The sequence below is a fragment of the Paraburkholderia sp. RL17-337-BIB-A genome, assembly GCF_046025895.1.
Taxonomy (GTDB): Bacteria; Pseudomonadota; Gammaproteobacteria; order Burkholderiales; family Burkholderiaceae; genus Paraburkholderia; species Paraburkholderia fungorum_C.
The window spans coordinates 2,969,840-2,992,962 of sequence record NZ_JARESY010000001.1 but is presented as its reverse complement, the minus strand read 5'-3'; the positions used below and the strand labels follow the sequence as shown (position 1 = coordinate 2,992,962).

Here is a 23,123-nt window from a genome sequence, read left to right as displayed (position 1 = left end):
CAATAGGTGTGCCTAAGGGGGAGTTTTTGCCTTTGGCGGCGGCATTGCGGGGCTGGTCGGCAGGTTCTGGTTGGGCTGCCTGCGCAGCGCTTGTTCGGTTGCCTGCGGCGCTGGCTTTCCCTGATTTGTTTGCCCGTGCCGCGCTTGTATGGCTGTCTGCGCGTGGTGTTGGCCTTTTCTTGATCTCGTTGCTTGCGTGGCGCTTGTTCGTCTGTATGCCTACGGTGTTGGCCTTTCCTTGAATTGATATTGGTCGATTAGCGTCGCCCCTGTGCGGGGCGGCACTTACTTTCTTTGCCGCCGCAAAGAAAGATAAGCAAAGAAAGCGGCTCACACCGCCAGCGCATAAGCGGGTCCCCCGCACAGTTACGTTAGTGGTGCATCTGGAATCCGTGTTCTCGCACATTCCGCATGAGTGACAAGGCCGTCATACTTCCGGCGACGCTGCGCGCGCCGAAGGGCACTTCTTAAAACCGGCCGCCGTGTTTTTGCGCTCATGGTTCGTTTGACGCCGTGGCGTGTATTGCCTCTTCGCCTCTGCTTCCGCTTTCTTTTGCCTACTTGTATATTCCCCTCCGTGGCGCCGACCCGATCAGTTGTCGCCACACGGACAGTCAGCTCGTCTGCCTACAGTGCCTCGAGCCCGCAGAAAAGCCTGAGCGACTGTCCTTTTCATCCTCTTAACCCGAACAGTTGACTGAGCCCCGAGCTCGTATTTTCCTGCAAGTATGGGTACCGTGATGAACCAGACCTCTTCGTCCCTTTATATCGGCATCGACGTCAGCGGTAGCACGCTCGACGTTGCCATCCACGACACGACCGAACATTTCAGTGTCGACAATCAAACCGCCGCCATCGACCAGCTGGTCCAGCGTCTGATCGCGCTGAACCCCACCCTGATCGTCATGGAGGCCACCGGCAAGCTCGAACTCGCCGTGCTCAGGGCGCTCTGCCAGGCCGGCCTGCGCGCGGTCGCGGTCAATCCCCGACAGGTGCGCGACTTTGCCAAAGCCACCGGCAAACGGGCGAAGACCGATCGCATCGACGCGTTCGTCATCGCCCATTTCGCCGCCGTCATCAAACCCGTCGTGCGTCCGCTCAACGATGTGCAGACCGAGCAGCTGCAGGCACTCCTGCTGCGCCGTGCCCAGCTCATCGACATGCTCGTGGCCGAAAAGGCCCGCCTGGAGCGCGCTCACGCCGCGGCGAAGGAAAGCCTGAATGACCACATCAAATGGCTCAAGCAGCAGCTCACCGTCGCCGACAAGGACATCGATTCGTTCATGCGCGCTTCGCCCGCGTGGTGCCAGAAGGAGGACCTGCTGCGCTCGGTGCCCGGCATCGGTCCCGGTGCGGCGGCCACGCTGATCGCATTCATGCCGCAACTCGGTTCACTGAACCGCCGCGAGATCGCCGCGCTCACCGGTGTCGCACCGTTCAATTCCGACAGCGGCAGGCACACCGGCAAGCGGCGCATTCAGGGCGGTCGTGCCATCGTGCGGCGCGCGCTTTATATGGCCTGCATTCCCGCGCTGCGCTTCAACCCGGTGATCAGGGCCTTCTACGACCGTCTGCGCAAAGCCGGCAAACCCTTCAAGGTGGCCATGACCGCGTGCATCCGCAAGCTCATCGTGACGCTCAACGCCATGGTCCATAACTCAACACCCAATACGGTTGCTTTTCTTTGCGGCAGGCAAAGAAAAGTAGGTGCCGCCCCGCACAGGGGCAACGCTAATAGACCAATAACAACTCAAGGAAAGGCCAACGCCGCAGGCAAACAGAAAGCGAGCGCCGCGCAGGCAAACAACTCAGCGAAGGGCCAACACCGTAGGCAAACAGAAAACAACCGCCACGCAGGCAACCACCTCAAGAAACGGCCACCGCGCATAAGCGCACAGAAACAAACACCGCGCGAGCAGACAATTCAAGTAAAGGCCATCCCAGCACCTTCATCTAGGACAGCGCGTTTAGCGTCCAAAAACCCACCTCGCCACCGGCGTGACTGTCGCGTCGCTGCAACAGCACAGCATCCGCGTCTTCCCAGGAATCGCAAATCGCCAAGTTGGCAGCAGCTATCTGACTCGAATCAGATGAGCAGGGCGCGTAGAAATGCGCCAACGCACCATCGAAGAGAACCAGAAACCCGAACTTTCATCCCGCGCTAACGTTTGCGCATCCCAATCCATCCACACGCAAACGATCAATACGCATTACAGAAGAAATTCAGGCGCACGGCATGCGCCAGACCTGGCCGCGGCTCATATTTGCGCGCGGAGCCAGTGATAAACGAGCGGCCCGCACAATACGCCCCACGTCACCGCGCAGATCAGGAGCGCCATCGTGACCGCCGCGCTGCCGCAGTCCTTGGCACGCTTGGACAATGCGTGCCGTTCGAGCGAAATGCGATCAATCGCGGCCTCGATGCTCGAATTCAACAACTCCACCAGCAGCACCAGCAGCACGGAAACAATCAGTAATACCCGCTCGATCGCGCCAACCGGCATCAACACGGCAGAAGGCAGCAAAACCGCCGCCAGCGCAATCTCCTGACGAAAAGCGCTTTCCTCGCGCAACGTCGCAACAATGCCGTCGCAGGAGTGCCGCAGCGCATACAGCGCACGCAAAGGCCCGCTGCGTTTAGCAGGCAACGACGTGGAAGAAGCCGCCGAAGGGGCCGAAGAAGACTTTATCGGATTGCTCATGATTTGCTTCGAGTCAAGGTGGCCGCAGCATGCCTCAAATGTCACAAATTGTCGCGGACTTGTGATATCTTCTCGCCCGCCCAATGGCGCCGGTACCCCTGAGCCACAGTCCTCGGAAAAAGCGCGAAGCAGGCATCCGGCACGCTATGCCGGACACGCGCCATGTGTTGGCCGTTTGTCGTGTCGCTCGTCATTCAAGGTTTCGCGGGATCGTCCGTATACAAGCGTAGGGGACCGCATCGCGGTCATGTCGCATTTCCGTTTTTCACGTTTTCCGCAAACTTCCGCGGCAGGCCGAATTCGCAACGATGTCCCACGCAATCATGGGGCGGATGGCCGATGTCCAACAAGCTGATCGTCCATGAAACCTGTCGTTTCGTTTTGTCTGTCGCTGACGGCGCTCGTCGGCGCCTTGTATGCCGCTACGCTAGCCGCCGCGCCTACCGCACTTCCTTTGTCTTCCGCGCGCGTTCCGTCGTCCGCCACCGTCGCTGTACTGCCGTCGCCCGCTGCGCCGGGCACCGCTGCCAACGGCGCGCGCGCAATGAACGCAACCCACGCAACCCACGCAACCGCCGCACCGCTTGCAACCAACACAACCGCCGCACCGCTCGCAACGGGAGCGTCCAACGCGACGAACGCATCCAACGCCGCGGCCAGCGCAGCCGGCTCGACCACGGTACACATACCGTTCTCCGCGCTGGGTGCGTATCGGCCGCTGAATCTGCGCGGTCTCGAGGACGTGAGCGTCGTCAACGTCGGCGTGCGGCTCGATCGTGTGGTGAACGCGGCGCGGCTGCGTTTGCGCTACACGTATTCGCCGGCGCTGGTGTTCCCGATCTCGCACTTCAAGCTGTCGATCAACGACGAAGTGGTGGCGACCGTGCCGTTCGATCGCGAGCATGCAGGGCAGGTCGTCACGCAGGACATCCCGCTCGATCCGCGTTTCCTGACCGATTACAACCAGCTTGGAGTGAGGCTCATCGCGCATTACACGCTGGACCATTGCGAAGACCCGGAGAACTCGTCGTTATGGGCCGACGTGAGTCCGACAAGCGAAATCATTCTCGACACGTCGCCGATTCGCTTACCTAACGATCTCGCGTTGCTGCCGGCGCCGTTTTTCGACCGGCGCGATGTGAGCCGCCTGCGTCTGCCCTTCGTGCTGCCGGCAGGCGTCGACAACGCGACGCTGCGCAGCGCCGGCGTGCTGGCCTCATGGTTTGGCGCGCTCGCCGATTATCGGCAGGCGCGTTTTCCGGTCTCGTCCACCTTGCCGTCCGACGATCAGGCCGTGGTGGTGGCGCGCAGCGCGCAGTTGCCCGCGGCGTTGAAGCTGCCGCCGGTCAATGGGCCGATGCTGATCGTCACCGACAATCCCGCATCCGTCTACAAGAAGCTGCTGATCGTGACCGGCCGCACCGCCGCGGAAGTCGATCAGGCGGCCGCCGCGCTCGTGCTCGGCAGGACGGCGATGGCGGGTCCAGCGGTGCAGGTCGCGCAGATCGACATTGGCGCGCCACGCAAGCCCTATGACGCGCCGCGCTGGTTGCCGGTCGACCGTCCGGTCGCGTTCAAGGAGTTGACCGACGATCCGAGCCAGTTGCAGGTGCGCGGCGGTTCGCCGGACCCAATCCGCCTGAATCTGCGCGTGCCCGCCGATCTGTTTTCATGGAACGGCGCGGGCGTGCCGCTGAATCTGAAGTACCGCTATACGGCGCCGACGGTGCAGAACAACTCGATCCTCGCCGTGCAGATCAACGATCAACTGGTCAAGTCGTACCGGCTCGCGCCGGCCAGCGCCGACGATGCACAGGGCCGTCTGCAACTGCCGGTGCTGTCGTCGAACGGCAACCGTTCGACGAGCGCGCTCGATATTCCGGCGTTCCGCGTCGGCAGCTCGAACCAGTTGCAGTTGCGCTTCAATCTCGATTCGCAAAAGACCGGCCTGTGTCAGGGCGTCGCGTCGAATCCCGTGCAGGCGGCGGTCGACCCGGACTCGACGATCGACTTCTCGAACTTCGTTCACTACGCGCAGATGCCAAATCTCGCGTACTTCTCGAATAGCGGCTTTCCGTTCACGCGGTATGCCGATCTGTCGCAGACGGCCGTGGTGATTCCCGCGCATCCCGCACCCGAAGAACTCGAGGCATTGCTGACGATGCTCGGCCACATGGGGCAATGGACCGGCTATCCGGCGTTGCGCGTGCAGATCGCGCGGCCGGCCGAGATCACGCAACTGGCGGGCAAGGATCTGCTGGTGATCGGCGGCAATGGTTCGACACCGTGGCTCGATCGTTGGCATCAGGCGCTGCCGCTGACCATCGGCGCGAACCCGAAGGACGCTGCCGAGGGTGTCGAAGGCGGGAAGGTCACGCGCGCCACGTTTTCGGTGAAGGAGCAGTGGCACAACGGCGCGCATCTGCCGGACGGCAGCGCGGATCTCGAACGCGACGGCTCGCTGGCCGCGCTGATGGGCTTCGAATTGCCCGGCAGCAAGGGACGGAGCGTCATCGCGCTGACGGCCACCGATCAGCATCAGTTGCTCCAGTTGCTCGACGTGCTGGAAAAGCCGGACCGGGTCGCGCAACTGCAAGGCGACGTCGCCCTGGTGCGCGACGGTGAAGTCGACAGCATGCGCGTCGGCGAACCGTATCTGGTCGGCTATGTGCCCTGGTATGCGCGGCTCTGGAGCAAGGCCATTCAGCATCCGATCCTGCTGGGCGTGCTTGGCGCAATCGCCGGGCTGCTGCTGGCGGTCGGCGCGTTCACCGCGTTGCAGGAACTGGCCGCGCGCCGCCGGGGAGTCTGACCGATGCTGCCGGTGAAGTGGAAAGCGTCGTTGCGGCAGGCGCCGGGCGCGGCGCTGGCGGCGCGCACGCGCCTGGCGTTGGTGGTGGACCCAACGGTTGCTACCTGGGTGTCTAGCGGCTTGTCTATCCGCGTGGTAAGCCGTGCGGTAAGCCGTGCGTCGACCAGTGTGGCCATCGGCGTGGCCGCCACGCTCGCGAGCGGCGTGTTCGCCGCGAGCTTGTCGGTGCCCGCCAACGCCGCTAACAACAACGACAACGCCGCTAACAACAACGACAACGCCGCTAACAACAACGACAACGCACCCACAGCCGCAGCCGCAGCCGCACCCGCAGCCGCACCCGCACCCGCACCCGCACCCGCACCCGCACCCGCACCCGCACCCGCACCCAAACTCACCACTCCTACGCCAGCCTCCTGCACAGCCCCCGCATGGCCGCGCTGGCAGCAGTTCAAGCGCGACTTCATCTCGCCTGAAGGGCGCGTGATCGACGTCGGCTCGGCCGATTCGCGCACGGTATCCGAAGGTCAGTCATACGCGCTATTCTTCGCGCTCGTCGCTGACGACCGCACAACCTTCGATTCGATCCTCAACTGGACCGAGGCTCACCTCGCGCAAGGCGATCTGACCGCGCATCTGCCGGCCTGGTTGTGGGGCCGCTCGGACAGCGGGCAATGGGGCGTGCTGGATGCGAATGCTTCGTCCGATGCCGATCTGTGGATCGCATATGCACTGCTCGAAGCCGGCCGCGTCTGGCAGGAACGCAGCTACACAGCGCGTGGCGCGGTACTCGCGAAGCGCGTGCTCGACGAGGAAACAGCCAGCGTTCCCGGTCTCGGCTTGACCCTGTTGCCAGGGCCGGTAGGCTTTCATCCGGCGCCGGACGTGTGGCGCGTCAATCCGAGTTATTCGCCGCCGCAGGTGATCCGCGGCATCGGCACACTGCTGCCGGACGACGCCCGCTGGACACGCCTTCTCGCCAGCACTGGCCGGGTTCTGCTCGACACCGCGCCCCACGGCTTTTCACCGGATTGGGCCCTGTACCGCGCCAAACAGGGTTTCGCACCGGACGCCCAAAGCCAGGCCGAGAGCGCCTATAACGCGATTCGCGTCTACCTGTGGGCCGGCATGCTCGATCCACGCGATCCGCTCGCGCAACCGCTGCTCACCCGCCTTGCACCGTTCGCTGCCTTTATCGCCGCGCACGGTGCGCCGCCGGAAAAGGTCGATACGACGAACGGCAACGTCGGCGCGAACATGGGTAACGCCGGTTTCTCGGCGGCGGCCGTGCCGTTTCTCGACGCGCGCGGCGAGCGCGCGCTCGGCGATGCGCAGATCGCGCGCATGGAACAGCTCGATCGCGAGGCGCCGGCCGGCTACTACAGCAGCGTGCTGAGTCTGTTCGGGCTCGGCTGGCGCGATGGCCGCTATCGCTTTGCCGCCGACGGCACCCTCAATCTGCGCTGGAGTTCGCCGTGCGGCGTCGTTTCTCGATAACGTGCGCAGCGCTGCTGCTCGGTTTCGCGGCGCAAATCGCGCCGGTCGCCGCATGGGCAGCGGCGCAGGCAAGCACGCAGGCGGGCACCCAGACAAGCACGCAGGCAAGCGCACAGACAAGCACCCAGACGGCCGCGCAAATAAGCAAGCGCCCAGGCACGCAGGCGGGCACGCAAATAAACAAGCGTCCAGGCACCCAGGCGGGCGCGCAAATAAGCAAGCGTCCAAACACGCAGACGGGCACGCAAATAAGCAAGCGTCCAGGCACCCAGCCGGCCGCGCAAATAAGCACGCAACCAGGCAAGCAACCAATCACCACCACGCCATCGCAAAACACCGCCGCGCAGCGCCTGTTCGCGACGGCCCGCATGTGGTCGACCAAGCATCGCGACGATCTCGCATTGCAGTCGATCCAGAAGGCCTTGCTGATCGCGCCGGACGATCCTTCGCTGCTGGCCCAGCAAGTGCGCACCCAGTTGCGTCTCGGCCAGGCCCAGGCCGCGCAGACGACCCTGGCGCGGCTGCGGGCCGAGGCCCCCGGTACGCCGGCCACGCAGCAGATCGAAGATGAGTTCCGCGTCGCCACCAACGGCCGTGAGGAACTGGCGACGATCCGCCTGATGGCGCGCAGCGGCCAGTCCGCCGAAGCGACGCGGCGGCTGGTCGCGCTGTTTCCGCACGGCGCGCCGTCGGGGTCGCTCGGCGCCGAGTACTACCAGATCATCGCGGGCACGCCCGAAGGCCGCGTGCAGGCGGTCGACGCCTTGCGTCAGCGGATCGCCGCCGATCCGTCGGATGTCGATTCGGCGCTGGTGCTCGCCAATCTGCTGAGCGCACGCGGCGAGACGCGCGCCGAGGCCAACCGCATCGCGTGGAATCTCGCCACGCGGCCGGATTCGGATCGCTCGGCGTCGCTCGACGCGTGGCGTCACGTGCTGCAATCCGCGGGCGCGGACCCGGCTTATCTCGCGGCGCTGCAAGCCTATCTGCAACTCGTACCGGACGACACCGAGTTCAAGGACCGGGTCGGCGTGATCGAAGCGCAGCTGGACGCGCAGCGCCAACTCGAACGCAATCCCGACTACATCGCGCAGCAACGCGGCCTGCAGGCACTCGCGCGCAACGATCTGACGACAGCCGAACCGCTGCTCGCACGAGCAGCGCAAGCCCGCGCGACCGATCCCGAGGCGGTCGGCGGCCTCGGTCTGGTTCGCATGCGCGAAGGGCGGCGTGACGAAGCCCGCACGCTGTTTCTGCGCGCGGCCGTGCTCGCGCCGGACAATCGCGCGAAATGGGACAGCCTCGCGCGTGCCGCGCAGTTCTGGGGCACGCTGGCGCAGGGCCGCGAGGCCGCCGCAGCCGGGCGGCCGCAGGATGCCGAGCGGGCCGCGCGCGCCGCGCTCGCGATGGAGCCGGCCAACGCCGACGCCAAACTGATGCTCGCCGACGCGCTGCTCGCCCAGCACGACTGGAGCGCCGCGGAACCGCTGCTGCGCGACCTGCTGGCGGCGCGCGAACCCAGCCTGGCGGCGGTGCGCAGTACCCAGACGCTGTTCGAGAACACCGGTCGCGCGGCCCAGGTCGCGCCGCTCCTCGACGCATTGCAAAGCCGTTTCACGGCTGCCGACGACCGCCAGAGCCTCGCGCAACTGCGCGCCGACATCCTCAGCGCAGAAGCGGAAAAGTTGCTCGCGGCGGGCCAGCGCGGCCCGGCCGCGCAGCGCTACGAGGCGGCGTTGCGGCTCGCGCCCGATGCCCCGTGGACACGCTTTGCGCTCGCGCGTCTATATCGCGATCTGGGTCTGCCGCAACTTGGGCGGGTGGTGATGGACGATGGCCTCGCCGCGTCGGCATCGCCCGAAATGCGTTATGCGAGCGCGCTCTATCGCAACTCGCTTGACGACATCGACGGTGCGCAAGCCGTGCTCGCACCGATCGCCGACAAGGACCGCACGGACGGCGTGCGCGCGCTCGAGCGCAATCTGGAAGCACAGCAGTGGCTCGCCCAGGCACGCGCCGCATTCGCGCAGGACGACCTTGCGGGCGCGACACACGCGCTTGACCAGGCACGCTCGCTGGCCGGCGACGATCCGAACCTGCTGGCCGCGGTCGGCGCGCTGTGGATCGATCAGGGCCAACCCGAGCGCGGCCTCGCGTTGCTGCAGAACTGGATCGACACGCATCCGCAGCAGACCGACGCCGACGTGCGTCTGCGCTACGGCGATCTGCTCGGCAGCGCTAAACGCAATGACGCACTGGACGCGTGGCTGACGTCGCTGCGTAGCGATGCACAACTGAGCCCCGCGCAAAGCGCGCGTCTCGAAGACCAGGCGTTGCGCTCGATTCTGCGCCAGACCGACGCAGCGCTCGATCGTCAGGACTACGCCGCCGCGCGGCAGTTGCTCTCTCGCGTCAGTCCGGCCGGCCGGCGCGACAAACGGTATGCGTTCGAAGTCGCCGATCTCGAACGTCTTCAGGGGCACTATGCGGTCGCGCGCGCCGCGCTGGCGCCGGTGCTGGCCGCGACGCCGAACGATCCGGACGCGCAATTGGCGCTCGCCCGGGTGCTGGAGCAAAGCGGCGAACGCCGCACGGCGCTCGATCTCGTGCGCACGGTGGTCGACGGCGCGGCGCCCGACGACGTCGATACGCGGCTGTCCGCGGCTCGCCGTCTGGCGGCATTGCGCCACCCGCAGGAAGCTCAGCAGATCACCTCGGCCTTGCGGATCGCGTATCCCGCGCGGCCGGACGTGACGGTACAAAGCGGACGGATCGCCCAGGATCTGGGCCAGTACGAGGACGCCGAATCGCTGTACCGCCTGTCGCTTAGCCAGGAACGCGTGGCGGGTGTGACGGCCGGCCCCGACGGCACGCCCGCCCAGGCCGCGCTGGCCGATCTGCAGGAACGCCGCGATCCGGAGCTCGAAACCGCATGGATCCCCGCGTCCAAATCGGGCGATGCCGGCATTTCGCAGTTTCGCGCGTGGCAAGCGCCCGTGTACGTGCAGATTCCGTATCGCTACGACGGCCACTTTTTCTTCCACGCCGATACGGTGCATATCGATGCCGGCACGCTCGACGTCAGCGACGCGAATTCGTCGACGCGCGACACGTTCGGCACGCTGGGCGCCGCCGACTTGCTCGCGCAGGCGCACAACGTGGCGCCGCAGACCGTGGCCGACTACGCCGCGACGCTGCCGTATCTGCATCAGTCGGCCACCGGCGTGGCGCTCGGCACGGGCTATACGTCCGATGCGTGGCGCTTCGACTTCGGCACGACGCCGCTCGGTTTTCCCGTGCATTACCTGGTGGGCGGCGTGCGCTATCAGTTCGACGCGGGACCGGCGAGCTTTTCGATCAGCGGCTCGCGCCGTCCGGAGACGAGCAGTCTGCTGTCATACGCGGGCATGCACGATCCGCTGACCGGCGCCGTGTGGGGCGGGGTGCGCCGCGACGGCATCGACTTCCACTCGGCGCTCGATGTCGGCACGACCAGCGTGTTCGCCGATGTCGGCGCGGGCATGCTGACCGGCCGCAATGTGGCGAGCAACCAGGAAGTCACCCTGCGCACCGGCTTCACGCTGCCGGTCTACCAACGCGTCAACACGCTGGTGAGCACGGGCCTGGTCGGCAACGTCTGGCACTACACCAACAATCAACGCTTCTATTCGTTCGGGCAGGGCGGCTATTACAGCCCGCAACGCTATCTGTCGCTCGGCGTGCCGATCGAATGGGCGGGCCGGCGCGATGCGCTGAACTGGGACCTGACGGCCACCGTCGGCGTGTCGAATTCGTATGAGAAGGCCTCGCCGTATTACCCGAACGGCTTGCCCGCGCTGAACAGTGCATCGGCCGCACTCAACGATGTGTGGAAGACGGCCAGCTCGGCGCCGGGCTTCAGCAACCTCGTCAATCCGGCCAGCTCGACGCGCGGCGTCGCATTTTCGTATGGCTTGAGCGGCATCGTGCAGTACCGCTTCAACCGTTATCTGGCGGCGGGCGCGCAGCTCAGCATTGATCGTTCGCATGACTACGCACCGAGTTCCGCGCTGCTGTACATGCGCTACACCTTCGACGGACGCAGGCAGGACAACAGTCTGTCGCCGACGCCCGTGCGCCTTTACTCCAGCTTTTGAGCGGCGATACAACGAGATCAGGAAAGCCACGCGTGAGCACCGTTTCGAATTCACTCAAGCCGAAGCCGGCTGGCGCCTTTGTGCGACGCCTGCTGCAGGCTGTCCGCCGGGCGGGATCGGCTAGCGACGCGCGGCTGCTCGGCCAACTGGCGATCGATGCGCTGCCCGCCGAATGGGCCGCGCTCGAAACCGGCAAGCTCTACGCGATCTATGCCGCCGCGCGCACGCCAGGCGCCGACGCGCTGCTCTGGGAAAGCGCGCGCGAGGCGCAGGCGCGCGACGTCACCGTGGTGCTGGCACGCACTCGTGCGCAAGTCGCCAAACGTCTGCGCGAACTCGGTTTCAGCACCCACGCGCCGGCCTCCGGCTGGCCGCGTAACCTGAGCGTCCTCGCGATGCCGCCGGCCGGTCCCGCCGACGCAGGCCCCCACGGGGTGCCGCCGGTCCCGCTTGCCAAGGTGTTTGGCGGTTTGCGCGCGCTCAAGCGCTTCGGCTTCCGTTCGCGCTCGCTGTATTTCGTCGAAGGCGCCGAGCGTTGGTTCAACTGGGACGATCCGGCGGCACTCGCGCGCGAAGGCCGGATGCTCGCGAACTGGTGCGCGGTGCGCGACATCACGCTGGTGTTGCTGCTGGGTTCGCAATCGGACGTCAGTGCGGACGTCAATGGGGATGCCGACACGGACCTCGACGCCGCTACCCGGTCACTGTTCATCGAGCCGACCGCCGACAGCGCAGCGGCGCAACTTGGCCGCAACGAATTTCACGCAGCCTGCGCGGGCGTCGCGCGGATGGAGAGCACCCACGGCGAGTTGCTGTGGCAGGTGGATTTCTGGCGCTCGGACCGCACGCTCGTCACCGGCGAGGTGCGCTCGCTGCGCTTTACCGATAACGGCCGCCTAAGCGTCGCGCGCGATCCGCTCAGCGACGCCGCCGCACGCGGCGATGGACTGCTGGCGCGCGACGAACAGCGGGTGATAGTCAGCCGCGCGGCGGTGCGCGGACACGAGGCGTGGGTGCCGCCGAACTGGGAAGTGCTGGCCGATCAGCAGGCCGTGCTGGCGGCCTGCGTCGATGCGCAGGCGGCGACCATCGTGCTCGATTACGCTAGCGGTGCGCAACTCGAAGCCCTGTGCGCGGCGATCCATGCACTGCGCCGCCAGGCCGGGCGCGCGTTGAAGATCGTCGTCGCCGAACGGGGCGAAGTGCTGCGCCATCAATACGAACTGCTGGTGCTGACGCTCGGCGCCAACCTGGTGCTGGGTCGCGATCTGCCGTTCTCGCGGATGCAGTCGCTGCTGCAGTCGTTGCAGGGACAACTGCACACGCGGGCGGTCGCCGCTGACTATCGCACCGCGCTCAGCGCCGCGCTGAGCGAAGACGTGCTGGGTTATCTGCCGGCCGGTACGTTCTGCGAGCGGGTGCGCGCGGTGCTCGAACGCAGTGCCGTGCTGCAACTGCCGCACGTGCTCGTCAAGCTGACGCTGCTGCCGCAATGCGCGCACGTCGAAGCCCTGAAAAGCTGTGTGCCGCGCCGTGCCGGCGACATCTTCACGGCGGATGCCTCGCACCTGTATGTGTTCCTGTTCGCGTGCCGGCAGGCCGACGCGGACGCCGCGCTGGCCCGCATCTTCAACGTGCCGGTCGAACGGATTGCGGACGGCATCGTCCATCTCGCGGAGCAGAGCATCGGCGATGAATTGAAGGCGCTTGCCACGGCGAGCCGGCGCGCGCCGATCGCCGACTACAGCGATCTGTTCGCTACGCCGTTGCGCAGTCGAACTGCTGTGCCGGTCGCAGTCGCGCACGCCGGTACGGTCTTGCCGGCTGAAGAAGGGATGTCGACGGTTGAGCAGCTCGCCGCGGTGGAGCAAGCGCTTGAAGCGGCGCGCGCGGAAGCGGCGCAGGAGCTTGCACAGAAGACTGGGCAAGTGGCGGCCCACGAAGCCGGGCACAAAGCGGAACACGAAGCAGGCCACGAAGTCGGGCACAAAGCCGGGCACAAAGCCGGGCACAAAGCCGAGCACAAAGCCGAGCACAAAGCCGGCCACGAAGCCAGGCAGGCCGAGGCATCCGGGCCAATTGCGCCGCCGCGCCGCGCCGAACCCTACGCGATGCCACTGCGCAAGAAAGGGAGCGAGTAATGGAATTCCTGTTGATCTGTTTTGCCGCGGGTCTGCTTCTCGCGATTCCCGTGTGGATTGTGTGGCAGCGCGCCGGCTCGCGTCGCGGTCTCGCGGCGATACGCCACTTCGATCCGCGCGATGCAGTGCCTTGCGACATCGAGCCGGTCGCATTGCGCGCGCGCCTGTTGCCCGAGGCCGAGCGTGCCCCTGGAGGCACCTCATGAAGACGATTGCTGTCGTCTCCACCGCCGGCGGCACCGGCCGCACGACCCTGAGCGCGGCGCTCGCCGTGCTGCTCGCGCGGCGCGGCCGTCCCGTGGTGGCGCTCGATTTCGACCCGCAGAATATGCTCGGCGCGCACCTCGGTCTCGATTGCCTCGCACCGGCCGGTCTTGCGCAAGCCATGCTCGACGACAACGCAGCGTGGCACGCGCACACGTGGCGCAATAGCGAGGGCGTGCTGTTCGTGCCGTACGGCGCGGTGTCGCTCGAACAAAGCGCGCGCTGCGATGCGCGCCTCGCCGCCGAACCGCGCTGGCTCGCCAACGCGCTCGCGCAACTCGATTTGCCGCGCGAGGGCGTCGTGCTCGTCGACACGGCCCGTTATCCGTCGCAGCAAGGCGAGCAGGCTGTACAGAGCGCCGATCTCGTGCTGTGCGTGACGCCGCCTGAACCGGCCGCCTGCGCGACCCTGGTCGAGCGGCTCGACACGTTGCGGCGCGGCGGCGCGACGCTGCGGATCATCGTCAACCGGCTGAATCCGGCGCGCGACATGCAACGCGACGCGCTGGCGATGCTGGGCGCCGCGCTCGGCGACGGCCTGCCGCTCGCGCAGCGCGTGCATCTGGACGCGGCACTGCCCGAATCATTCGCACGCGGCACGTGGCTATTCGACGACGCACCGCATTCGCAGGCCTCGCACGATCTGCAAGGCCTCGCCAATTGGCTGCATGCGTGGCTTGCCGCGGCGCTGCCTGATGCGTCGGCGGCAAACGCGCGCCGTGTGGATGGGCGACCATGAGCGGACCCGCTGCCGTCGGCCGCAGCGAACGCACGCGCCGCCAACGCGCGTTCGACTGGCTCGCGCGCGGCCTCGGACTGCCCGCCGAGCGCACGGCGCTCGACTGGTTCGTGCGCGTGTTCTTCCAGCCGCCGGCTGCCGGCCAGGCGGATCTCGCGCGCTTGTGGATTCGTGCCGCCGTGCTGCATCTGGCCGCGCACTGGGGCGTGCTCGAACCGCATCGGCTGCGAGCGTGGTTGTGGCGCGCGTTCATCCGCGCGCCGAAGCCGCGCGCACAGACCGGCGCGGCCAAAGCGCGCGCCGTGCTCGCATGGATCGACCGCTGGCTGGTGCCGGTGCTGCTGCGCTGGCGGCGTGTGCAGCGGCGCATCGAAGCGATGCTGCCGAGCCTGCCGTGGGAACGCTGGGGTATGCAGCTCGAAGCCGGCACGCAGCGCATCGGCCACATTCGCTGGCTGCTGCCGTTCATCGTCGTGGCGGGCGCCGTGGTGTGGTCGATGATCGGCACCTCGCCGTTGCAGGCGGACGGCCAGTTCGAATTCTTCGCGGTGCTGGCGGTCGTGGCGCTGGTGGTACGCCGCTTCCCTGGCCGCATGCCCGTGCTCATCCTGACGACCCTGGCCTTGCTCGCGATGGTGCGCTACGTCTGGTGGCGCGTCACGCAGACCCTGTCGTTCCAGACGCCGGGCGAGGCGATTCTCGGCTACCTGCTGTTCGGCGCCGAAGCGTACACCTGGATCATTCTGTTGCTGGGCTTCGTGCAGACCGCATGGCCGCTCACCCGCACGGTTGCCGAACTGCCCGCCGACACCTCGAGCTGGCCCACCGTCGACATCTATATTCCGACCTATAACGAACCGTTGACTGTGGTGCGGCCGACCGTGTTCGCCGCCCAGGGCATCGACTGGCCCGCGGACAAATTGCGGGTCTATCTGCTCGACGACGGCGCTCGCGAGGAATTCAAAAATTTCGCACGCGATGCCGGCATCGGCTACCTCACGCGCAGCGACAACCAGCATGCGAAAGCGGGGAACATCAACCGCGCGCTCGAAAAGACGCACGGCGATTACATTGCGATCTTCGATTGCGACCACGTGCCGACCCGCTCGTTTCTGCAAACCACGATGGGCACATTCCTGCGCGACGCCCGCTGCGCGATGGTGCAGACGCCGCATCATTTCTTCTCGCCCGATCCGTTCGAGCGCAATCTCGGCACCTTCCGCCGTGTGCCCAATGAAGGCAATCTGTTCTACGGGCTCGTGCAGTCCGGCAACGATCTGTGGAACGCATCGTTCTTCTGTGGCTCGTGCGCGATCATCAAACGCGCGGCGCTCGTCGAAGTCGGCGGCATCGCGGTCGAAACGGTCACGGAAGACGCGCACACCGCGCTCAAACTGCACCGGCGCGGCTATACCACCGCGTATCTGCCGACCGTGCAGGCAGCCGGCCTCGCCACCGAGAGTCTCGCCGGCCACATCAAGCAACGCACCCGTTGGGCGCGCGGCATGGCGCAGATTTTCCGCATCGACAATCCGTTTCTCGGCCGCGGACTCGGTCTGTTCCAGCGCCTGTGCTACGGCAACGCGATGCTGCATTTCTTCTACGGCGTCCCACGGCTCATCTTCCTGACCATGCCGATGGCGTACCTGTTTTTCCAGATGTATTTCATCAACGCGTCCGCGACCACCATCGCGGGCTTCGTGCTGCCTTACATCGTGCTCGCCAACATCGCCAACTCGCGGATGCAGGGCAAATATCGCCATTCGTTCTGGGCCGAAGTCTACGAATCGGTGCTCGCGTGGTACATCGCGCTGCCGACCACGATCGCGTTTTTCAGCCCGAAGCACGGCAAGTTCAATGTGACCGACAAGGGCGGCCGCATCGCCGAAGGCTACTTCGACTGGGCGGTATCGAAGCCGTATCTGGTGCTGCTGGCGCTGAACGCCAGCGCGCTGCTGGCGGGCGTGTACCGGCTGACGTTCGGCCCGGGCGGCGAAACCGCGACGATCCTGATGAACGTGTTCTGGACCCTCTACAACCTCGTGATGCTCGGTGCGGCCGCGAGCGTGGCGCGCGAGGCGAAGCAGGTGCGCGTCACTCACCGTATCGCGATGCGCGCCGCGGCGACGCTGCTGCTCGCGGACGGCACGACGGTGGCGTGCATCACCAGCGACTATTCGACCGGCGGTCTCGGTCTCGAAGTCGATCCGGCGTTGAAGCTCGCACTCGGCGACAGCCTCGGCGTGTGCCTGAGCCGGGGCGACCGGCAGTTCCATTTTCCGGTGCACGTGAGCCGCTTTGTGGGCTCGCACCTCGGCGTGCGTTTCGACGGCCTGACGCTCGAACAGGAGCGGCAGATGGTGCAATGCACGTTCGGCCGCGCCGACGCCTGGCTCAACTGGGACGAAGAGACGATCGAGGACACGCCGCTGCGCGGCCTGAAGGACGTGCTGACGATGGGCATTGAGGGTTATTCGCGGTTGTTGAACGGCGCAGCACGCGCGGTTCAGTCGCTGCTCGCGCTGGACCGTACACGTTATTAATGCCGCTGGCGCATGCGCCCGGCCAATGAGAGAGCTTCGTCAATGACGCTGTGGAATCTGTATTTCATCATCAAGTTGTATCTGTTTACCGGCGGACATCTACAGCCGGTGTGGATCGCCAACATCGGGTTCGCTGTGGCGCTGGCGGCGAGCGCGACGCTGCGCCATCGCGGGTGGCGCGTGCTGCGCAACCTGGTCGGTCTCGCGATCGGCATTCCGCTGATGTACTACGAAGCGAACGTGCCGCCGTTCTCGCGTCTGATCGAAGAATTCGGCGACCTCACCAGCTTCAGTTTCGGCTACTGGCTCGAACTCGCGCAGCGTTTCTTGCCGCCGATGCTGCTGCTCACCGCGCTCGGCGCGCTGGTCGGCTATCTGATCGTCAACCGCTGGCTGCGTGTGGCGACGTTCGTGCTGATCGCGCTGGTCGCGATTCCGTTGTGGCAGCAGGGCAGCGCGGTGTATGCGCGACTGCAGAGCGGACCGGCCACGGCCGCGTCGCCGAATACGCTGGCCGCGCAGCCACTCGACCATAACGCGGCGCTGTCGGCCTTCCGCACCCAGGAATCGCAACGGCAAGTCACCTTCGGTCATCTCGGCGCCGATGCGAACACGCAGTTCGACGTGATCGTGCTGCATATCTGTTCGTTGTCGTGGGACGACCTCGACGCGGCGAAGGCACGCAACAATCCGATGCTGAGCCATTTCGACTATCTGTTCACCAACTTCAGCACCGCCGCCAGCTACAGCGGGCCGGCCGCGATCCGCGTGCTGCGGGCGAGTTGCGGACAGGAAGCGCACGCGGATCTCTACAAGGATGCGCCGCAGCAATGCCACCTGCTCGCCGACCTGGCGCAGGCGGGCTACACACCGCAGACGATGCTGAATCACGACGGCCACTTCGACAACTTCCTGCAACTGGTGCACGACAACACCGGCGTGCCGAACGTGCCGATGATCTCGAACACGAGCGTGCCGATCGCGATGCATGCCTTCGACGGCTCGGCCATTCGCGACGATTACGCGACGCTCGCCAACTGGTATGCGCAGCGTGCGAATACGCCCGGTCCGGTCGCGCTGTACTACAACACGATCAGCCTGCACGACGGCAACCGTCTGCCGAATAGCAATCTGTCGAGTATCGATTCGTACCCGCAGCGCGTGAACAAGCTGATGAGCGACTTCGACCGCTTTGCGGATCTGATCGCGGCCTCCGGGCGCCGCGCCGTGATCGTGTTCGTGCCGGAGCATGGCGCGGCGCTGCGCGGGGATGCGAACCAGGTGGCCGGGCTGCGCGAGATTCCGACGCCGCGCATCGTGCATGGACCGGCCGGCGTGCGGCTGGTCGGCTTCCAGGGCAACCATGGACCGACCACGGTGATCGACAATCCGTCGAGTTTTCTCGCGATCGCGCAATTGCTGTCGAATCTGGTGTCGAACAGTCCGTTCAAACCGGGTGTGACCTTGCCGCAATACGCAGCCAATCTGCCGCAAACGCAGATGGTCGGCGAGAACGAAGGGACCGTGACGATGAAGACGGCGTCCGGCTATGTGGTCAAGACGCCGGACGGCGTATGGGTGGACGGCAAATGACAGCAGCCGATCTTGAAGCGAAGATGCAGGCGAGCGGCTGGCCGGTTGACGATATCACCGGCCTTGGGCGCCGCTTGCCTGAAGTCGATCCGGCCAGGTACTTCGATGAGCAGGCGCGGGAGTCGTATCAGCTGTCGCTCGTGAAGTGGCCGGTGCTCGCCAGGTTGATGAAGCTCGTGCCGCTCGACGAGGCCGCGGTGTCTGCGGCGTCCACTGCGTCCGCTATGCACGAAACCGTGCAAGCGGCAGCGGTCGACTTCGACTAGGCGCTCGCTCGACGACGCGCCGGTTGGCGCGTTCTCAGGCAAGTCGCATTCTCAGGCAGTTCGCGATCTCCGGCAGTGAGTGTTCTCAGGCAGTGCGCGCCCTCAGGCGGCGTGCTCTGTTCACCGTAACTGCGTCACCGCCAGCAGCAGCACCATGCTGCCGATCGCGCCATCCAGCACGCGCCATGCGGTAGCCCGGCGAAACAGCGGCGCCAGTGCACGGGCGCCGTAACCCAGACCGATAAACCAGACCCCGCTCACCGCCATCGCACCCACTGCGAACGCCACCCGTGCGCCGTCCGGTTCGCGCGCGCCGGCCGTGCCGATCAGCAGGAAGGTGTCGAGATACACGTGCGGGTTGAGCCACGTCAAGGCCAGGGTCATCAGGATGATGGGCATTGCACGTTGCACGGGCGCGGCGCTCGTGCCGGGTGCCGCGCCGCTCGCAGCGGCGTCCAGCACTGCATGGCCCGGGCGCACTGCACGGCGCAGCGCGTTGATGCCGAACCATGCCAGATAAGCGAGCCCGACATACAGCATGGCGTGGACGAACACCGGATAGCGCTCCACCAGCACCGACGCGCCACCCACGCCCGCGCCGATCAGGATGAAGTCCGACAGCGCGCACAGCGCGACGATCTTGCCGACGTGCGAGCGCATGATGCCCTGACGGAGCACAAAAGCGTTCTGCGCGCCGATCGTCACGATCAGCGACGCGCACAAGGCGGCGCCGTGGGAAAAAGACAGCCAATTCATAATCGATCCAGTAGACGAGAAAAGCGAACGGGGCTAGTCTGCGGTTTTGCGTCTCATAAGAGAAGCTAATTTACTTAATGCCAATTAAGGAACGCTAATGCTCGACTATGCGTTGCTCGACGCGCTGGCCGCCGTGGTGCGGCACGGCTCGTTCGACCGTGCGGCCAGCGAACTGAACGTGACGCCCTCAGCCGTCTCCCAGCGGGTCAAGCTGCTGGAGGAGCGGGTGGGCAGCGTGCTCGTGAAGCGCGGCCAGCCGTGTGTCGCGACCACCTCGGGCGCGCTGCTGTGCCGCCACACCGAACGCGTGCAGTTGCTGGAAGCGGAACTCGCAGGCCGGCTCCCGGCACTGCCCGGCACCCTGGTGGAACCGTGGCCGGCGCTGCGCGTGGCCGTCAACGACGACAGCGTGGGCACCTGGTTCATCGACGCGGTGGCGCGGTTCTGCGTCGAACGGGAGATGCTGCTCGATCTGGTGGTCGACGATCAGGACCACACTGCACAGCGGATTCGCGACGGCAGCGTGCAAGGCGCGGTCACCACGCAAGCGGAGCCGGTGCAGGGCTGCCGCTCGACGCGGCTCGGGCGGATGCGCTATCTGGCGGTCTGCACGCCGGAATTTCGTGAGCGCCATTTTGCCGACGGTGTCACGCGCGAAACGTTGCGGCGCGCGCCGTGCGTCGATTTCAATCCGAAGGATCAGTTGCAGAAGCGTTTCATGCGGCGCGTCACGCGGGCGGAACTCGATCCGCCCCTGCACTGGATTCCGCACGTCGCCGGGTTTTTGCGCGCTTGTGTGACGGGACTGGGCTGGGGCATGTGCCCGGAACGGATGATCGCGCCGCATCTGGCGAGCGGCGAACTGGTGGACATGGCGCCCGGCAAGCATATCGATGTCGATCTGTACTGGCAGAGCTGGCGCTTGTCGATCGGCTGGCTCGACGATTTCGGCGCGATGCTGCGCAAGCGGGCGGCGGAGTTTCTCGATTGAGCGCCGCCCTGGCAAGTCACCCGCTTGCGGTTCACGTTAGCGGTGCGCCGGCGGCCACTGCTTGTACTCGATACGCACGCCGCTAGCCCCCGCTCGCGCCGCATAACTGTCGACCACCTGACGCACGTCGTGGTCGATATGATCGGCGTGGGTCGCATCGAGAATCAAGGTCGCGCCAGACGGAACCTGCCCGAGATAGTGCTTGAGTTGCGGGGTGCAGAAGAAGGTCGCGCTCTTGCGCACGGTCAGCAGATAGTGATTGCCGTCGCGCGTGAAACTCAGCACGCGGCGGATATTGCGTTCGACCACCAGCAGGACGCTCAGGGCGAAACCGATCGCGATGCCGATCAGGAGATCGGTCGCGAGCACGCCCACGATCGTGCCGATGAACGGCACAAACTGCGCGAAGCCCGCCTGACCCATCGACACGAACAATTGTGGCTTGGCAAGTTTGTAGCCGGTATGAATCAGGATCGCCGCGAGGCTGGCGAGCGGAATCATATTGATCACGCGGGTCAACGCGAGACAGGCGATCAGCAACACGACGCCATGTGTCACGCACGACAGGCGGCCGCGCGCGCCCGCATGCACGTTGGCGGCGCTGCGCACCACCACGGCGGTGAGCGGCAGGGCGCCGAGCAGGCCCGCGAGCAGATTGCCGACGCCTTGGGCCTTCAGTTCGCGATCGGGCGCCGCTTTTCGATGCTCCGGGTCGATCTGTTCGAGCGCCTCGAGACTCAGCAAGGTCTCCAGACTCGCGACGATCGCGATCACCACCGCCACGCGCCATACATCGGGATTGAGCCATTGCGCGAGATCCGGGAACGTGAATGCCTGACGCAGCGCATCCCACGAGCCGAGTGGCGGCATCGCGACGCGCTGTGAGGGCGCGAGCGCCACGCCCGGCGCGAACGTGTCGACGAGCGCGGTTGCGGCAATGCCGAAAGACACGACGGCGAGCGGCGCGGGAATCGCGCGCACGAGGGCGAAGGCGCGTAATGCGGGTGTTTCCCACGCGAGGAGAATGGCCAGCGACGCGAGCGCGAGCAACGGCATCGCGACGGAAATGTCGCCATTAGCGAAGCCTGCCGCCAGCGGCAACTGATTGACGATCAGCAGGATACCGATCGCGGCGAGCATGCCGTTGATCACTGGCGGCGGTACGTAACTGGCCAATTTACCGGCGCGCAGGAAACCGAATATCAATTGCAAGGCGCCCGCGAGCACCAGCGCGGTCAGAAACGCGGAGAAACTGCCCAGCGTGGCAAGCGCCTGTACGACGATCACTACCAGACCGGCTGCCGGGCCGCTTACGCTGAGGCGCGAGCCGCTCAGCAGCGCCACCACGAGCCCGCCGATCACGCCGGCGAGAATGCCGGCAAACGGCGCTACGCCGGAGGCGGTCGCAATGCCCAGACATAGCGGCAGCGCGATCAGGAACACGCTGATGCCGGCCAATAGATCGGTGCGCCAGGCCGCGGGCGGGCAGGCGCGAGGTGAACGGTCATGAGGTGGGGTGGCGTGAGCTTGCGTCATCGGGAGACTTACCTCGAAGGGGGCGAACTGCATGAGAGGCGCGGCGCTCGCGGCAAAGGCGGAGCGCCGCGTCGGAAACGTGGGTTGCGCGTTGATCGCGTTGCGGTTCGCATGCGCCGATGGCACGGCGCGTGCGGCTACTGTGGTCAGCCGGTGGCCTCGTGGACGTCGTCGGCGTCGCTGAGCGCCCACTGCGGGTCGGCCAACGCCTTCAGGCGGCCGTCGTGCATCGAAAAAATCCAGCCGTGAATCTGCACGGGCCGTTGCGCGTTTTGAATCAGCGGCATCGCGTGCAGCGCCTGCACCTGGGCCAGCACGTTGAGCTCGGCAAGCCGGTCAGCGCGGTCGTCGAAAGCATCCAGCAGACGGAGTTCCGTCGCATGCAGCGCGGCCAACCGGCGAATCGGGTCGATGCGGCGATTGACGTTCGGCAACGCGCCTGCCGGCGGCCGCAACGCCGCTTGCACACCGCCGCAGCAATGATGGCCGCAGACGATGATGTGCTGCACGCGCAGCACGACGATCGCATATTCGAGCACGCTCGCGAGACTGTCGTCGTGCTCGCTCACCAGGTTAGCGATATTGCGGTGTACGAAGATCTCGCCGGGCATCGCTCGCGTGATGGCTTCGGGGACGCGGCTGTCGGAGCAGCCGAGCCACAACACGTTGGGCCGCTGGTCGCTGGCCAGGCGCTGGAAGTAGGCGGGATCGCGGTTGCTGATCTCGGCGGACCACGCGAGGTTTTCGACCAGCATGCGTTGGGGGTAGGTCATCGGTGCTCCTTGTGTTGTTGCGTCAGCGTCAGTCCTTGCCGGTCCAGAAATTCTCGAAAATCCGGTTGCGGGCGCGGTTTGCGGCGATGGTTCGCTGGCTCGGCGGGTAGTCGGCCTCGGTGGTTGGGATGGTCCCGTCGCGGCGCGCATCGATGAGTTCCTTGCGGACTTGCGCGCGTGTCTTTCCGAGCTGATGTGGCTGTGCGGCAGGCATGCCAGTCGACGCAGGCGGCGCGAGCCGGTTTGCGTCGCCGGGTGCCGGGACGCTGTCGTCGTGGCTCGCCAGAGCGGATGTGGACAGCGCGCTCGTGAGAATGGCGGCTAGCGCAATTTGCCTGGATTTCATCTTTCTCTCCATGAATGATTGGCATGCC

The 23,123-nt window shown here is 65.9% G+C and carries 14 protein-coding genes and 2 pseudogenes; 11 read left to right on the top strand and 5 right to left on the bottom strand.

The window, feature by feature from the left end; all coding sequences use genetic code 11:
- Window positions 1–740 precede the first annotated feature (740 nt).
- Window positions 741–1,664 (top strand): annotated as a pseudogene (locus P0D84_RS13330) (IS110 family RNA-guided transposase); the annotation flags it as partial.
- Between the two features lie 594 nt (window positions 1,665–2,258).
- Here P0D84_RS13330 and P0D84_RS13325 read toward each other — a convergent pair.
- Complete coding sequence (locus P0D84_RS13325) at window positions 2,259–2,702, bottom strand: diacylglycerol kinase (RefSeq protein ID WP_408337038.1); 444 nt, start codon at window positions 2,700–2,702, stop codon at window positions 2,259–2,261.
- Window positions 2,703–3,063: 361 nt separating this feature from the next.
- On the opposite strand from P0D84_RS13325, the gene bcsB reads away from it, so the two are divergent.
- The 9 genes and pseudogenes from bcsB to P0D84_RS13280 all read left to right on the top strand — a co-directional run.
- Window positions 3,064–5,514: a cellulose biosynthesis cyclic di-GMP-binding regulatory protein BcsB gene (gene bcsB, locus P0D84_RS13320; protein WP_408337036.1), complete on the top strand. Its 2,451-nt coding sequence runs from the start codon at window positions 3,064–3,066 to the stop codon at window positions 5,512–5,514.
- 3 nt (window positions 5,515–5,517) lie between these two features.
- Window positions 5,518–7,011: a cellulose synthase complex periplasmic endoglucanase BcsZ gene (gene bcsZ, locus P0D84_RS13315; protein ID WP_408337034.1), complete on the top strand. Its 1,494-nt coding sequence runs from the start codon at window positions 5,518–5,520 to the stop codon at window positions 7,009–7,011.
- A 284-nt stretch (window positions 7,012–7,295) separates the two neighbouring features.
- A complete protein-coding gene (locus tag P0D84_RS13310) occupies window positions 7,296–11,147 on the top strand; it encodes a cellulose synthase subunit BcsC-related outer membrane protein (protein WP_408339826.1) in 3,852 nt (1,283 codons plus the stop codon).
- A 32-nt stretch (window positions 11,148–11,179) separates the two neighbouring features.
- Window positions 11,180–13,288 carry a cellulose biosynthesis protein BcsE gene (gene bcsE, locus P0D84_RS13305; RefSeq protein ID WP_408337032.1) on the top strand — a complete coding sequence of 703 codons (2,109 nt, stop codon included), beginning with the start codon at window positions 11,180–11,182 and terminating at the stop codon, window positions 13,286–13,288.
- The gene (locus P0D84_RS13300; RefSeq protein ID WP_408337030.1) at window positions 13,288–13,494 is read left to right on the top strand and encodes a hypothetical protein; all 207 of its coding nucleotides are present in this window, start codon (window positions 13,288–13,290) and stop codon (window positions 13,492–13,494) included. Before bcsE ends, P0D84_RS13300 begins: the two co-directional genes overlap by 1 nt.
- Window positions 13,491–14,291, top strand: a complete 801-nt coding sequence (gene bcsQ / locus P0D84_RS13295) for a cellulose biosynthesis protein BcsQ (RefSeq protein ID WP_408337028.1) — start codon at window positions 13,491–13,493, stop codon at window positions 14,289–14,291. The genes P0D84_RS13300 and bcsQ overlap by 4 nt, the downstream gene beginning before the upstream one ends.
- The gene (gene bcsA / locus P0D84_RS13290; RefSeq protein ID WP_408337026.1) at window positions 14,288–16,834 is read left to right on the top strand and encodes a UDP-forming cellulose synthase catalytic subunit; all 2,547 of its coding nucleotides are present in this window, start codon (window positions 14,288–14,290) and stop codon (window positions 16,832–16,834) included. The genes bcsQ and bcsA overlap by 4 nt, the downstream gene beginning before the upstream one ends.
- Window positions 16,835–16,876: 42 nt before the next feature.
- A complete protein-coding gene (gene bcsG, locus P0D84_RS13285; RefSeq protein ID WP_408337024.1) occupies window positions 16,877–18,427 on the top strand; it encodes a cellulose biosynthesis protein BcsG in 1,551 nt (516 codons plus the stop codon).
- Window positions 18,424–18,609, top strand: a pseudogene (locus tag P0D84_RS13280) (hypothetical protein); the annotation flags it as partial. The gene bcsG and the pseudogene P0D84_RS13280, both read left to right, overlap by 4 nt.
- Window positions 18,610–18,813: 204 nt before the next feature.
- On the opposite strand, the gene P0D84_RS13275 reads toward P0D84_RS13280, so the two are convergent.
- Window positions 18,814–19,449 (bottom strand): LysE/ArgO family amino acid transporter, encoded by a 636-nt coding sequence (locus P0D84_RS13275; RefSeq protein WP_408337022.1) that lies wholly within the window; start codon window positions 19,447–19,449, stop codon window positions 18,814–18,816.
- A gap of 97 nt (window positions 19,450–19,546) precedes the next feature.
- Here P0D84_RS13275 and P0D84_RS13270 point away from each other — a divergent pair, with 97 nt between their 5' ends.
- On the top strand, window positions 19,547–20,440 hold the full coding sequence (locus P0D84_RS13270) for a LysR family transcriptional regulator ArgP (protein ID WP_408337020.1): 894 nt from the start codon (window positions 19,547–19,549) through the stop codon (window positions 20,438–20,440).
- A 36-nt stretch (window positions 20,441–20,476) separates the two neighbouring features.
- Here P0D84_RS13270 and P0D84_RS13265 read toward each other — a convergent pair whose 3' ends face one another.
- The 3 genes from P0D84_RS13265 to P0D84_RS13255 form a co-directional block, all read right to left on the bottom strand.
- On the bottom strand, window positions 20,477–21,976 hold the full coding sequence (locus P0D84_RS13265; RefSeq protein WP_408337018.1) for a SulP family inorganic anion transporter: 1,500 nt from the start codon (window positions 21,974–21,976) through the stop codon (window positions 20,477–20,479).
- A 146-nt stretch (window positions 21,977–22,122) separates the two neighbouring features.
- Window positions 22,123–22,749, bottom strand: a complete 627-nt coding sequence (locus tag P0D84_RS13260; protein ID WP_408337016.1) for a carbonic anhydrase — start codon at window positions 22,747–22,749, stop codon at window positions 22,123–22,125.
- Between the two features lie 28 nt (window positions 22,750–22,777).
- A complete protein-coding gene (locus tag P0D84_RS13255; protein ID WP_408337014.1) occupies window positions 22,778–23,095 on the bottom strand; it encodes a DUF4148 domain-containing protein in 318 nt (105 codons plus the stop codon).
- Between the last annotated feature and the right edge of the window lie 28 nt (window positions 23,096–23,123).